Below are 12,890 nucleotides of genomic sequence, written 5' to 3'. Positions count from 1 at the left end.
TGCTGCTGCGAAACCAGCCGCCAAGCCAGCCGCAAAACCTGCTGCTGCCAAGCCCGCTGCTGCAAAACCAGCAGTCAAGCCAGCCGCCGCCAAGCCTGCACCGGCCAAACCAGCGACTCCAGCTGCCAAGCCTGCGACCCCGGCTGCACCTGCTGCCAGCACCGCCGCCCCAACCGCACCGGCCAGCAGCACGCCTGCTCCGGCAGCGCCAAGCGTCACCCCAACCAGCGCTTCCTAAGTGCCGGTGACCGCGGCGCGCAGCTGATGCAGCGCGTCGTGGTCAAGGTTGGCGGCTCCGGCCGTCAGTCCTTCAAGCCATGCTTGATCGTTCACCTCGGCCATCGGCCAATGCTGCGCCACGCCTTCCAATCGCGATAACAGCAGCCGTTCGGCTTCCAGCTCCAGTGCCTTGACCCGCTCCCGTAACGCGCCCAGCTCAGCATCGTGCTGCGCCATGGCCCTCCATTGCGTGCGTACGTGCCGCAGCGGCGCGACCACATCGGCCTGCCACGGCCCGGCGATCTGCCGCAGTGCCTGCAAACGCGTCGGTTCCGGCGCCACTCCCCGTCGCTCCAGCCACAACCCGCACAACACCATGCACACATCAGCCCCTTGGGCTTGCAAGCGCAGGCAAGCGTCCTCGGCACCCGGGCGGGCGTAAGTCGAAAGGGCAAAGCTCCACAGGTCAGCGCACATATTCACACCCAAGCCAGCGGCCAACGAAGCTGGTAGACTCCGCCGCCATTATGATCCGACTTCAAAGCCTAACATTACAGCGTGGCCCGCAACGTCTTCTCGAAGACGCCGAGCTGACCCTGCACGCCGGTCACAAAGCCGGCCTGATCGGTGCCAACGGCGCCGGCAAATCCACGCTGTTCGCCTTGCTGCTGGGTGAGCTGACGCCCGACTCCGGGAATTGTCTGCTGCCGGCCGACTGGCGCATCGCCCACATGCGCCAGGAGATCGACACCCTGGACCGCATTGCGATCGACTACGTGCTCGATGGCGACCTGCGCCTGCGCCAGGTGCAACACGACCTCGCCGAGGCCGAGAAAGCCCAGGACGGCGCCGCACAGGCCCGCCTGCACTCGGAGCTGGACAGTGCCGACGGCTACACCGCCGACGCCCGCGCCCGCAAGATGCTCGCCGGCCTGGGCTTTACCAACGAACAGATGGACCGCCCGGTCGCCGACTTCTCCGGCGGCTGGCGCATGCGCCTGAACCTGGCCCAGGCACTGATGTGCCCCTCGGACCTGTTGCTGCTCGATGAGCCGACCAACCACCTGGACCTCGATGCGATCCTGTGGCTGGAAGACTTCCTGAAAAGCTACCCGGGCACCTTGCTGCTGATTTCCCACGACCGGGATTTCCTCGACGCCGTGGTCGACAACATTGCCCACGTCGACCAGAAGAAAATCACCCTGTACCGCGGTGGCTACAGCGCCTTCGAGCGTGCGCGCGCCGAGCGTATGGCCCAGCAACAGCAAGCCTACGAGAAGCAACAGGCGCAACGGGCGCACATGGAAAGCTACATCGCCCGGTTCAAGGCCCAGGCCACCAAGGCCCGTCAGGCCCAGAGCCGGATCAAGGCGCTGGAGCGCATGGAAGAACTGTCGGCGGCCCACGTCGATTCACCGTTCGACTTTGTGTTCCGCGAGTCGGTGAAAATCTCCAGCCCGCTGCTCGACCTGTCCGACGCCCGCCTGGGCTATGGCGACAAGACCATCCTTGAGAAGGTCAAGTTGCAGCTCACCCCCGGCGCACGAATCGGCCTGCTGGGCCCCAATGGCGCGGGCAAGTCGACCCTGATCAAAAACCTCTCGGGCGAATTGCAGCCTTTGGCCGGTCGCTTGGTGCGCGGTGAGAACCTGGTTGTGGGCTACTTCGCCCAGCATCAGCTGGACTCCCTCGACGCCAAGGCCAGCCCGTTGCTGCACCTGCAGCGCCTGGCGCCGACCGAACGCGAACAAACCCTGCGAGACTTCCTCGGTGGTTTCGACTTCCGTGGCGCGCGCATCGACGAGCCGGTGCTGAACTTCTCCGGGGGTGAAAAGGCTCGCCTGGCCCTGGCGCTGATCGCCTGGGACCGGCCAAACCTATTGCTGCTCGACGAACCCACCAACCACCTCGACCTGGAAATGCGCCTGGCGCTGACCATGGCCCTGCAGGAATTCAGCGGCGCGGTGTTGGTGGTGTCTCACGATCGTCACTTGCTCAAGAGCACCACGGATAACTTCCTGCTGGTAGCTGACGGCAAGGTCGAGGAATTCGACGGCGACCTGGAAGACTACGCACGCTGGCTGTCGGACTACCGCCTGCGCAACGCGCCGGTCAGCAATACGCCGGTCAACCCGGACAAGACCGACAAGAAAGCCCAGCGCCAGGCCGCGGCTGCGTTGCGCCAGCAACTGGCCCCGCACAAGCGTGAGGCCGACAAGCTGGAAGCCGAGCTGGGCAAAATCCACGAGAAGCTGGCCAAGATCGAAACCAGCCTCGGCGACAGCGCCGTGTACGAGCCGGCCCGCAAGGATGAATTGCGCGACCTGCTGGCCGAACAGGCCAAGCTCAAGGTGCGTGAAGCGCAGTTGGAGGAGACCTGGATGGAAGCCCTCGAATTGCTGGAATCCTTGCAAGCGGAGTTGGAGGCGCTGTCCTGATGGACGCGCTGCAACTGCCGCTGCCGGCCCAATGGATCGCGCCGATCTGGGTGGCCCTGCAGATTCTGCTGATCCTGCTGGCCGGTTACTTCGCCCAGCGTTTTGTCGCCAAATGCCTGAACCGTCTGGGGGAGCGTTACCCGTTCCCGCCGCAGTTGCTGATGCCCCTGCGCGGTGGCCTGCGCTGGCTGATCATGGGCAGTGCGCTGATCTTTGTGCTGGAGCGCCTGGGCGTTTCTGCCACGGTGCTGTGGACGGCGTTGTCGGGCTTTGTGGCGGTGGCGGCGGTGGCGTTTTTCGCCATGTGGTCGGTGCTGTCCAACCTGCTGTGCGCCATTCTGATTTTCACCGTCGGACCGTTCCGCCTGGGCGATGTGGTGGAGTTGGTTGATACCGTCGACAAGCCTGGCGTCAAAGGTCGGGTGGTGGCGATCAACCTGCTCTACACCACACTGATCGAAGTGGAAGAGGCCGGGACGGGCAGCGTCATGGTGCAAGTGCCCAACAGTCTGTTTTTCCAGCGCTCGGTACGCCGTTGGCGCGGCAGCGATGTGCTGCCTTGACCTGTGGCGAGGGAGCTTGCTGTGGCGAGGGAGCTTGCTCCCGTTGGAGTGCGTAGCGCTCCCGTTTTTTTGGGGCCGCTACGCAACCCAACGGGAGCAAGCTCCCTCGCCACAAAGGCCCAGACCAAAATTTTTGTAGCCATTTCTCGGGCAGCAGCGTTAGTTTAGAAAGTTCAACAAACTCAGCTCTGAGGTGTGTATGGCACTCGACACATGGCTGGCCTTTTTCCTGGCCAGTTGGGTCATCAGTCTCTCTCCTGGCGCCGGCGCCATTGCGTCGATGTCCAGCGGCCTGCAATACGGTTTCCTGCGCGGCTACTGGAATGCCCTGGGCCTGCAACTGGGCCTGGCGATGCAAATCGCCGTAGTTGCCGGAGGCCTGGGCGCAATTCTCGCGGCTTCCTCGGCCGCTTTCTACGCGATCAAATGGTTTGGCGTGGCGTACTTGGTGTACCTGGCCATCAAGCAATGGCGCGCGCTGCCTACCGACCTTAGCGATGACGCGGCGATTCGCCCGATCGGCAAGCCGATGGCGATGATGTTCCGTGGGTTCCTGGTCAACGCCAGTAACCCCAAGGCCCTGGTGTTCATGCTGGCGGTGCTGCCGCAGTTCGTGAACCCGCAGGCGCCGTTGCTGAACCAATACCTGATCCTGGGCGCGACCATGATCTGCGTGGACATGATCGTGATGGCCGGCTACACCGGGCTGGCCTCGAAAGTGTTGCGCCTGTTGCGCACACCCAAGCAGCAGAAGCGCATGAACCGTACGTTTGCCGGGTTGTTCGTCGGCGCCGCCGGCTTCCTGGCCAGCCTGCATCGCGCGACGGCGTAACTGACGAAACCGGATCAAAACTGTGGGAGCAGGCAAGCCAACTCCCACAGTTTGTTTGGTGTTGCCTGGCCCCTTATCCAAAATCTCCCGGTATTGCCCCCGCCCAGTCACTAACGCCTTGAGTCAAACGTCTTAACGTTAAACAATATGTTACTTCTTGTTTACCTTTGAGATTCATTGATGATTTCCCCCTCCCGTTTTCTGGCCTGGCTGGTGTTGCCGGCAATCATGTCGTGCAGCTTCAACCTGCTGGCCGCCACTGCCGAGGGCGCACCCCAGGCCCTGCATTTACTGGATTACATCGGCGCGGACTACCCGCCGACGGTGGAGGCAGGCAAGGTCATCGATGATTCTGAATACCGCGAACAGGTGGAGTTTCTCGGGGTTTTGCAGGGTTTGGTGGCTCAATTGCCGGAAAAGCCCGAGCGCGCTGAGCTGATCAAGGGCGTGGATGAGCTGCTGGCAGCCGTCACCACCCATCAGGATGGCGCGGCGGTTGCCCGCCAGGCCCGGCAATTGGGCGCCAAGCTGGCGGTGGCGTATGAAGTCAGCCAGGCCCCGGCCATAACTCCAGACCCGACGCGTGGCGCACCGCTTTACGCCCAGAACTGCTCGGTGTGCCACGGTGCCGCCGGCGCCGGCGATGGCCCCGCAGGCGTCGGTATGACCCCGCCGCCCGCCAACCTGCGGGATGCTGCGCGCCTCGACCGTTTAAGCCTCTATGCGATCTACAACACCCTTGGGCTGGGTGTGGAAGGCACCGACATGCCGTCTTTCGCCGATCAACTGGACGACCGTCAGCGCTGGGACCTGGCTACCTACATCGCCGGCTTCACCGCTGACCCGGCTACAGCGAAAAGCGAAAAGTCCTTCAACCTCGCCGACCTCGCGCGCCAGACCCCCAATGAAGTGCTGGCCGCCGAAGGCCCGGACGCCGTTGCCACCTTTCGTGCCCAGCGCGCCCAACCGCCGCAGGTCAAGCGTGGCCCGGCGCAGCTACTCGATTACACCGCTGCCACCCTGGACAAAAGCCTTGCTGCTTTCCGTAATGGCGAGCATGAGCAGGCCTACGACCTCTCGGTAGCGGCTTATCTGGAAGGGTTTGAGCTGGTTGAAAGCTCCCTCGACAACGTCGACGCCAACGTACGCAAGGACACCGAAAAGGCCCTGATGGCCTACCGGCAGTCGTTGCAGGACGGCTTGCCGATCGAGCAAGTGCAGCAGCGCCTGGACGTGGCCAAGGGCAAACTCACCGAATCCGCCGGCCTGCTGGGCAGCGATGGCCTGAGTTGGTCCCTGAGCTATATCTCCGGTTTGCTGATCCTGCTGCGCGAAGGCCTGGAAGCGATTCTGGTGCTGGCGGCGATCCTCGCCTTCCTGCGTAACACCGGCCAGCAATCGGCGGTGCGCAGCGTGAACGTCGGTTGGGGCCTGGCGCTGCTGGCCGGGCTGGCGACCTGGGCCCTGGCGGCGTATGTGATTGACGTCAGCGGCGCCCAGCGCGAGCTGCTGGAAGGTTGCACGGCGCTGTTTGCCAGCGTCATGGTGCTGTGGCTCGGGGTGTGGATGCACGACCGGCGCCACGCGGCGGCCTGGCAGGACTACATCAAGAGCAGCCTGGTGGGCGGTGGCGGGCGTTTCGGCTTTGCCATGCTGGCGTTCTTCTCGGTGTACCGCGAGCTGTTCGAAGTGATCCTGTTCTACGAAACCCTGTGGCTCCAGGCTGGCCCTGCCGGGCACAACGCGGTATTGGCCGGCGGCGCCACGGCGCTGGTGCTGTTGGTAGGCCTGGCCTGGGTAATTCTGCGGGGCTCGGCAAAACTGCCGCTGGCGCTGTTCTTCGGCATCAACGCCGCGCTGCTGTGCGCGCTGTCGGTGGTGTTCGCCGGGCATGGCGTCAAGGCGTTGCAGGAAGCCGGGATCTTCGGCACCCGGCCCGTGGCGTTCTTTGACTTCGATTGGCTGGGCATCCACGCCGACGCGTATTCGTTGAGCGCCCAAGCCGTGGCTATCCTGGCGATTGTGGTGCTGTACGGCCGCAGCCGGCTGGCTGAAAAACGCCGCGTGGTGGCCTAGCCATGCGCGTGTGGATCGATGCCGACGCCTGCCCGCGGGCGGCCAAGGACCAAGTGGTGAAGTTCGCCCTCAAGCGCCAGTTCGAAGTGGTGCTGGTGGCCGGCCAGAGCCAGATCAAGCCGAGCTTCTCGTGTGTGAAGCTGATCGTGGTGCCCAGCGGCCCGGACGCGGCCGATGACTACCTGGTGGAACACGCGGTGCCTGGCGAATTGGTGATCTGCAGCGATGTGCCCCTGGCCGACCGTTTGGTGAAGAACGGCGTGGCGGCGCTGGACCCGCGAGGCAAGGAGTTCAGCCCGCAGAACATGAGCGAACGGCTGGCGGTGCGTAACCTGTTCACCGATCTGCGTGAGCAAGGCCAGATGGGCGGCGGCCCGCCGCCCCATGGGGACAAGGAGAAGCAGGCGTTTGCCAACTCACTGGATCGGATTCTGACCCGGCTGATGAAGGCCTAATCGTTCTCGTGGGTCAGTTCCAGTACCCGGTCTACCAGCTTGTTGATGCCTGAAGCCACCTCGCTGATGCGCTTGCCCAGCATGTAGGCCGGGGTGCTCACCAGCTTGCGGGCCTTGTCTTCGACGATGTCGTCGACCGCGCATTCCTGGTGGGTGGCGCCCATTTTGTCCATGGCGGCCGCGGTGTCGGCATCGTTGCCGATGGTGCAGGTCACGCCCGGGCCATAGATCTTCGCCGCCAGGGCCGGCGAGATGCAGATCAGCCCGACTGGCTTGCCTGCTTCGGCAAAGGCTTCGGCCAGTTCCAGCACTTGCGGGTTGACGCTGCACCCGGCGCCTTCCACCGCGAAATTCGACAGGTTTTTTGCCGAGCCAAACCCACCGGGCACGATCAGTGCGTCGAAATCCTCGGCGTTGGCCTCCTGGATGTCCTTCACCTCGCCCCGGGCAATGCGCGCCGACTCCACCAGCACATTGCGCGACTCGGGCATTTCCTCGCCCGTCAGGTGGTTGATCACATGCAACTGGGCAATATCCGGCGCAAAACACTGCACTTCAGCGCCGCGCTGGTCCAGGCGCAGCAGGGTGATCACGCTTTCATGAACCTCGGCGCCGTCGTACACGCCACAGCCGGAAAGGATCACTGCAATCTTTTTGCTCATGGGCATTTCTCCTGATTCATGGCGTTAAATGTCTACTCATTTGTCACTCATTGCCAATGGGATATCCAGCCGCTACACCTACTCTAGATGTAACAATAATTGACCGGACTTGCCCATGAACTTCGTCCCTTACGCGGTACCGTTTTTCATTGCCTTGATCGTGGTCGAGCTGCTGGCCGACTACCGGCGCGGCCAACGCAATTACCGGGTGGCCGACGCCATCAACAGCCTCAGCGCCGGCGTGCTGTCCACCACCACCGGGCTCTTGACCAAGGGTGTGGGCATTCTTACCTACGCTTTCGCCCTCAAGCACCTGGCGATCATTGAGCTGTCGGCCCAGAGCGTCTGGACCTGGGTGTTTGCCTTTGTCTTCTATGACTTCTGTTACTACTGGCTGCACCGCATGGGCCATGAGCGCAACATCCTCTGGGCTGCGCACTCGGTGCATCACCAGAGCGAGGACTACAACCTCAGCACCGCCTTGCGCCAGACCAGCACCGGCTTCCTGCTGAGCTGGATCTTCTACCTGCCGCTGGCCGTGCTGGGCGTGCCGCTGGTGGTGTTTATCAGCGTGGCGTCCCTCAACCTGCTGTATCAATTCTGGGTGCATACGCGCCATGTGCCCAAGCTCGGCTGGTACGAGTGGTTCTTCGTCACGCCGTCCAATCACCGGGCCCACCATGCACAGAACGCCCTGTACATGGATCGCAACTACGGCGGGGTGTTCATTATTTGGGACCGCCTGTTTGGCTCCTTCCAGGAAGAAGACGATAACGAACCGGTGATCTTTGGCGTGACCACGCCATTGGCCAGTTGGAACCCGCTGTGGGCCAACCTGCAGTTTTATGCCCAGCTGTGGAGTGATGCGCGGCGTACCGAAAACCGGTGGGACAAGCTGCGCATCTGGTTCATGCGCACCGGCTGGCGCCCGGCGGATGTGGCGGCGAAGTACCCGATGGCCAAGCCGGACTTGAGCCAGTTCCGTAAATTCGAGGTGCCGCTGGAGGGGCGCCAACAGATTTACGTCGCCCTGCAGTTTGCCGCGTACGTGGGGTTTGGCAGCTATTTGATGAATTTCGGCGAGGGTTTGCCGACCGCGGCCCTCGTGTTGGGCTGGAGTGCGATGGCGTTGGGGTTGTTCACCCTGGGGGTGGCTTTGGAGAATCGCCCGTGGGCGTTGAAGGCTGAGCTGGTGCGCCTGGCGCTGAATGTGCCACTGGTGTGGCTGGCACCGCTGGTGGGGCTGTGGCCGGCCAGCTCGTTGGGCTGGCTGGGCCTGGTCAGTTACAGCTTGCTCAGCGGCATCGGCCTCTACTGTTGCAGAGACCGGCTTACTCGACTGGCGTCGTAGGCTTCTCGGTCTTTTCCGGTTCGCCTGCCGCCAGGCGGACCTTTTCAGCGGCGCACGCTTCACGGGTCAGGCGGGCGTTCTTGATGCGCCGGCGCAGCCACAAGCCCAGGCCCAGCACCAGCAGGGCGCCCAGCACCCACAGCTCATACTTCTTGACGCTGCCCAGCATGCCTTCCAGTACCGCGCCGAAATGGTAAGCCGCAGCGCCCAGCGCAGCGGCCCACACGGCCGCGCCAATCCCGTTCAGCAACAGGTATCGACCCGGCGGGTAGCCCGACAGGCCAATGGCCACGGGCATCACCGTGCGCAAACCGTAGACAAACCGGAAGCTCAGCACCCAGATGTCCGGGTGTTTGCGGATATGTTCCAGCGCTCGGTCGCCCAGCAGTTGCCAGCGTGGCTTGCGTGCCAACAGTTTGCGGCCGTGCTTGCGCCCCAGGAAATACCACAGCTGGTCGCCGGCGTAGCTGCCGCAGAAGGCAACGACCACCACCAGGTTGATATCCATGTATCCACGGAACGCCAGGAAGCCTGCGAGAACCAGAATGGTTTCGCCTTCGAAAAAGGTGCCTAGGAACAGCGCAAAGTAGCCGAAGTCATGCAGAAATTGTTGAAGCATGGTTTGGGTGCTGGCGAAATGAACGCGCAGCCTACGCCTTCGTGAACATTCATGAAAGTATCGAGATGTGTCACGAAGTGAACAATTCCTACATAAACGACGAATGCGACTACGGGTCGCATGCCCGTCGCCTTACATGGGATGAGCTAACCACAACTGTAATTCCTTCGTCATAATGGCCGCTTATAACTGTCACGCTCGCCCGTCAAGCCGGGCTCAGGAGTCTGCCGTGAGCTTTACCCCCGCCAACCGCCTGTTTCCCGCCACCCGTTTGCGTCGCAACCGTCGTGATGATTTTTCACGTCGCCTGGTGCGAGAAAACGTCCTGACGGTGAATGATCTGATCCTGCCAGTGTTTGTGCTGGACGGTGAAAATCGTCGGGAAGCGGTGGCGTCGATGCCGGGCGTGGAGCGGTTGACCATTGATTTGCTGCTCGAAGAGGCCGCGAACTGGGTTGAGCTGGGGATTCCTGCGCTGGCGCTGTTCCCGGTCACGCCGTCCGGACTCAAGTCCCTGGACGCCGCCGAAGCCTGGAACCCGGACGGTATCGCCCAGCGCGCCACCCGTGCCTTGCGCGAACGCTTTCCGGAGCTGGGGGTGATTACCGATGTGGCCCTGGACCCGTTCACCACCCACGGTCAGGATGGCATTCTGGACAAAGAAGGCTATGTTCAGAACGACATCACCGTTGATGCGCTGGTCAGGCAGGCCTTGTCCCACGCCGCCGCAGGCGCCCAGGTGGTGGCACCGTCAGACATGATGGACGGCCGCATCCAGGCGATTCGCGAGGCCCTGGAGCTGGCCGGCCACGTTAACGTACGAATCATGGCCTACTCGGCCAAGTACGCCAGCGCCTATTACGGCCCGTTCCGCGATGCGGTGGGCTCGGCGCTGAACCTGGGCAAGGCCAACAAGGCCTCGTACCAGATGGACCCGGCCAACAGCCACGAAGCCCTGCACGAAGTGGCGGCAGACCTGGCCGAAGGCGCCGATATGGTCATGGTCAAGCCCGGGATGCCGTACCTCGACATCCTTTATCGGGTCAAAGATGAATTCAAGGTGCCGACCTTTGTCTATCAGGTCAGCGGTGAATACGCCATGCACATGGCCGCGATCCAGAATGGTTGGTTGAGTGAAGGGGTGATTCTTGAATCCCTGACTGCCTTTAAACGTGCGGGTGCCGATGGCATCCTGACTTACTTCGCCGCCCGCGCCGCCCAATTGCTTAGAGAGCAACACTAGCCCTCACAGGAACACTCGATGAATACCGAAGGACTCACAGAAGTTGCCGTAAAAGACGCTCACCCGGTGGTTGAACAGGTCACCGAGACCCCGCCGGAGCTGGAGCCGGCGCCGCCGGCCGTGGTCGCCGAAACCCCAGCCGCTGCACCGGCGCCGGTGGTTGCGATTACCAACCTGGATGACAGCAGCCTGTACATCCATCGCGAGCTGTCACAACTGCAATTCAACATCCGCGTGCTGGAACAGGCGCTGGATGAGTCCTACCCGTTGCTGGAGCGGTTGAAGTTCCTGCTGATCTTCTCCAGCAACCTGGACGAGTTCTTCGAGATTCGCGTCGCCGGCCTTAAAAAGCAGATCACCTTCGCCCGTGAACAAGCCGGTGCCGACGGCCTGCAACCTCATCAGGCCCTGGCTCGCATCAGCGAACTGGTGCACGGCCATGTGGACCGCCAATACGCGATCCTCAACGACATTCTGCTGCCGGAACTGGAAAAACATCAGGTCCGCTTCATCCGTCGCCGCTACTGGACCACCAAGCTCAAGACTTGGGTGCGCCGTTTCTTCCGCGATGAAATCTCGCCGATCATCACCCCGATCGGTCTCGACCCGACGCACCCGTTCCCGCTGCTGGTGAACAAAAGCCTGAACTTCATCGTCGAGCTGGAAGGTATTGATGCCTTCGGTCGCGACTCGGGCCTGGCGATCATCCCGGCGCCGCGCTTGCTGCCACGGATCATCAAGGTACCGGAAGAGGTGGGGGGCGCTGGCGATAACTATGTATTCCTTTCGTCGATGATCCACGCCCACGCCGATGACCTGTTCCAGGGCATGAAAGTCAAGGGCTGCTACCAGTTCCGCCTGACCCGTAACGCCGACCTGGCGCTGGACTCCGAAGACGTCGAAGACTTGGCCCGTGCCCTGCGCGGTGAGCTGTTCTCCCGTCGCTACGGCGATGCGGTACGCCTGGAAGTGGCAGACACCTGCCCGAAACACCTGTCCGACTACCTGCTCAAGCAGTTCAACCTGAGCGAGACCGAGCTGTATCAGGTCAATGGCCCGGTGAACCTCACGCGCCTGTTCAGCATCACCGGCCTGGACAGCCACCCGGAGCTGCAATACACGCCGTTCACCCCGCAGATCCCGAAACTGCTGCAAAACAGCGAGAACATCTTCAGCGTCGTGAGCAAGCAGGACATCTTGCTGCTGCACCCGTTCGAGTCCTTCACCCCGGTGGTCGACCTGCTGCGCCAGGCGGCCAAGGACCCGCACGTGCTGGCTGTACGCCAGACCCTGTACCGCTCCGGCGCCAACTCGGAAATCGTCGATGCGCTGGTAGATGCCGCGCGTAACGGCAAGGAAGTGACGGCGGTGATCGAACTGCGGGCGCGGTTCGACGAAGAGTCCAACCTGCAACTGGCCAGCCGCCTGCAAGCGGCGGGTGCGGTGGTGATCTACGGTGTGGTGGGCTTCAAGACCCACGCCAAGATGATGCTGATCCTGCGCCGTGAAGCCGGTGAGATCGTGCGTTACGCCCACTTGGGCACCGGCAACTACCACGCCGGCAACGCCAAGCTCTACACCGACTACAGCTTGCTGACCTCCGACGACGCCTTGTGTGAAGACGTCGGCAAGCTGTTCAGCCAGTTGATTGGCATGGGCAAGACGCTGCGCATGAAGAAGCTGCTGCACGCGCCGTTCACCCTGAAGAAGGGCATGCTCGACATGATTGCCCGCGAGACCCAGTTCGCCCTGGAAGGCAAACCGGCGCACATCATCGCCAAGTTCAACTCGCTGACCGATCCGAAGATCATCCGCGCGCTGTACAAGGCCAGCCAGTCGGGCGTGCGTATTGACCTGGTGGTGCGAGGCATGTGCTGCCTGCGTCCGGGTATCGCCGGGGTTTCCCATAACATCCACGTGCGTTCGATCATCGGGCGCTTCCTGGAGCACACGCGGGTGTTCTACTTCCTCAATGGTGGCGAGGAGCAGATGTTCCTTTCCAGTGCCGACTGGATGGAGCGCAACCTCGACAAGCGTGTGGAGACGTGCTTCCCGGTGGAAGGCAAGAAGCTGATCATGCGGGTCAAGAAGGAGCTGGAGAGTTACCTCACCGACAACACCCACAGCTGGAGCCTGCAGTCGGATGGGCGCTACGTGCGCAACACGCCGACCGGCAACCAGAACCCGCGCAGCGCCCAGGCGACGTTGCTGGAGAAGCTGGGCAGCCCGATTCTGACGGTGAATTGAGGCTGGATTTGGCGGCATAAAAAAACGGCCCTTTCGAGGGCCGTTTTTTTTGGGGCGCATAGGCATCAACAGAGCAGGGGATGCTTTTGTGGTGAGGGGGCTTGTCCCCCGTTGGGCTGCGCAGCAGCCCCTGATCGCCCTGTCTGTCAGATTGGTTTTGCAGGTTTTGGGGCTGCTTCGCAGCC

The 12,890-nt window shown here is 62.5% G+C and carries 12 protein-coding genes; 9 read left to right on the top strand and 3 right to left on the bottom strand.

Annotated features, from left to right (window positions below; genetic code table 11):
• Positions 1–238 (top strand): hypothetical protein (locus HX855_RS33890; RefSeq protein WP_218644347.1); only part of this gene is annotated, 238 nt, incomplete at its 5' end.
• Here the strand turns inward: HX855_RS33890 and HX855_RS17670 are convergent.
• On the bottom strand, positions 235–696 hold the full coding sequence (locus HX855_RS17670) for a TIGR02444 family protein (protein WP_177086642.1): 462 nt from the start codon (positions 694–696) through the stop codon (positions 235–237). The genes HX855_RS33890 and HX855_RS17670 overlap by 4 nt on opposite strands.
• A gap of 50 nt (positions 697–746) precedes the next feature.
• Between HX855_RS17670 and HX855_RS17665 the strand changes: the two genes are divergently transcribed.
• The 5 genes from HX855_RS17665 (at position 747) to HX855_RS17645 (ending at position 6,583) form a co-directional block, all read left to right on the top strand.
• On the top strand, positions 747–2,657 hold the full coding sequence (locus HX855_RS17665) for an ATP-binding cassette domain-containing protein (RefSeq protein WP_088422115.1): 1,911 nt from the start codon (positions 747–749) through the stop codon (positions 2,655–2,657).
• Complete coding sequence (locus HX855_RS17660; protein WP_177086644.1) at positions 2,657–3,220, top strand: mechanosensitive ion channel family protein; 564 nt, start codon at positions 2,657–2,659, stop codon at positions 3,218–3,220. The genes HX855_RS17665 and HX855_RS17660 overlap by 1 nt, the downstream gene beginning before the upstream one ends.
• Positions 3,221–3,419: 199 nt before the next feature.
• Positions 3,420–4,052, top strand: coding sequence for a LysE family transporter (locus HX855_RS17655; protein WP_177086646.1), 633 nt, complete (start codon positions 3,420–3,422; stop codon positions 4,050–4,052).
• A gap of 180 nt (positions 4,053–4,232) precedes the next feature.
• Complete coding sequence (locus tag HX855_RS17650) at positions 4,233–6,128, top strand: FTR1 family protein (protein WP_177086648.1); 1,896 nt, start codon at positions 4,233–4,235, stop codon at positions 6,126–6,128.
• 2 nt (positions 6,129–6,130) lie between these two features.
• Complete coding sequence (locus HX855_RS17645) at positions 6,131–6,583, top strand: YaiI/YqxD family protein (RefSeq protein WP_177086650.1); 453 nt, start codon at positions 6,131–6,133, stop codon at positions 6,581–6,583.
• Here HX855_RS17645 and elbB read toward each other — a convergent pair.
• On the bottom strand, positions 6,580–7,245 hold the full coding sequence (elbB, locus tag HX855_RS17640; RefSeq protein ID WP_177086652.1) for an isoprenoid biosynthesis glyoxalase ElbB: 666 nt from the start codon (positions 7,243–7,245) through the stop codon (positions 6,580–6,582). The genes HX855_RS17645 and elbB overlap by 4 nt on opposite strands.
• Before the next feature lie 115 nt (positions 7,246–7,360).
• Between elbB and HX855_RS17635 the strand changes: the two genes are divergently transcribed.
• Positions 7,361–8,596 (top strand): sterol desaturase family protein, encoded by a 1,236-nt coding sequence (locus HX855_RS17635; protein ID WP_177086654.1) that lies wholly within the window; start codon positions 7,361–7,363, stop codon positions 8,594–8,596.
• On the opposite strand, the gene HX855_RS17630 is transcribed toward HX855_RS17635, so the two are convergent.
• A complete protein-coding gene (locus HX855_RS17630) occupies positions 8,577–9,215 on the bottom strand; it encodes a DedA family protein (RefSeq protein WP_177086656.1) in 639 nt (212 codons plus the stop codon). The two genes, HX855_RS17635 and HX855_RS17630, sit on opposite strands and share 20 nt — an antisense overlap.
• A gap of 229 nt (positions 9,216–9,444) precedes the next feature.
• Here HX855_RS17630 and hemB point away from each other — a divergent pair, with 229 nt between their 5' ends.
• Positions 9,445–10,458 carry a porphobilinogen synthase gene (hemB, locus tag HX855_RS17625; RefSeq protein ID WP_177086658.1) on the top strand — a complete coding sequence of 338 codons (1,014 nt, stop codon included), beginning with the start codon at positions 9,445–9,447 and terminating at the stop codon, positions 10,456–10,458.
• Positions 10,459–10,476: 18 nt separating this feature from the next.
• On the top strand, positions 10,477–12,705 hold the full coding sequence (ppk1, locus tag HX855_RS17620) for a polyphosphate kinase 1 (protein WP_177086660.1): 2,229 nt from the start codon (positions 10,477–10,479) through the stop codon (positions 12,703–12,705).
• The last annotated feature ends 185 nt before the right edge of the window (positions 12,706–12,890 follow it).

Origin of the sequence: Pseudomonas sp. IPO3778, from assembly GCF_013386825.1 — a bacterium.
Lineage (GTDB): Bacteria > Pseudomonadota > Gammaproteobacteria > Pseudomonadales > Pseudomonadaceae > Aquipseudomonas.
Note: the sequence above shows the minus strand (reverse complement) of the source record. Positions and strands in the feature narration are given on the sequence as shown.

Bases quoted from the DNA above. Each gene is read 5' to 3' on its own strand.
- HX855_RS17670 (WP_177086642.1), bottom strand. From the start codon at position 696: ATGTGCGCTGACCTGTGGAGCTTTGCCCTTTCGACTTACGCCCGCCCG.
- HX855_RS17665 (WP_088422115.1), top strand. From the start codon at position 747: ATGATCCGACTTCAAAGCCTAACATTACAGCGTGGCCCGCAACGTCTT.
- HX855_RS17660 (WP_177086644.1), top strand. From the start codon at position 2,657: ATGGACGCGCTGCAACTGCCGCTGCCGGCCCAATGGATCGCGCCGATC.
- HX855_RS17655 (WP_177086646.1), top strand. From the start codon at position 3,420: ATGGCACTCGACACATGGCTGGCCTTTTTCCTGGCCAGTTGGGTCATC.
- HX855_RS17650 (WP_177086648.1), top strand. From the start codon at position 4,233: ATGATTTCCCCCTCCCGTTTTCTGGCCTGGCTGGTGTTGCCGGCAATC.
- HX855_RS17645 (WP_177086650.1), top strand. From the start codon at position 6,131: ATGCGCGTGTGGATCGATGCCGACGCCTGCCCGCGGGCGGCCAAGGAC.
- elbB (WP_177086652.1), bottom strand. From the start codon at position 7,245: ATGAGCAAAAAGATTGCAGTGATCCTTTCCGGCTGTGGCGTGTACGAC.
- HX855_RS17635 (WP_177086654.1), top strand. From the start codon at position 7,361: ATGAACTTCGTCCCTTACGCGGTACCGTTTTTCATTGCCTTGATCGTG.
- HX855_RS17630 (WP_177086656.1), bottom strand. From the start codon at position 9,215: ATGCTTCAACAATTTCTGCATGACTTCGGCTACTTTGCGCTGTTCCTA.
- ppk1 (WP_177086660.1), top strand. From the start codon at position 10,477: ATGAATACCGAAGGACTCACAGAAGTTGCCGTAAAAGACGCTCACCCG.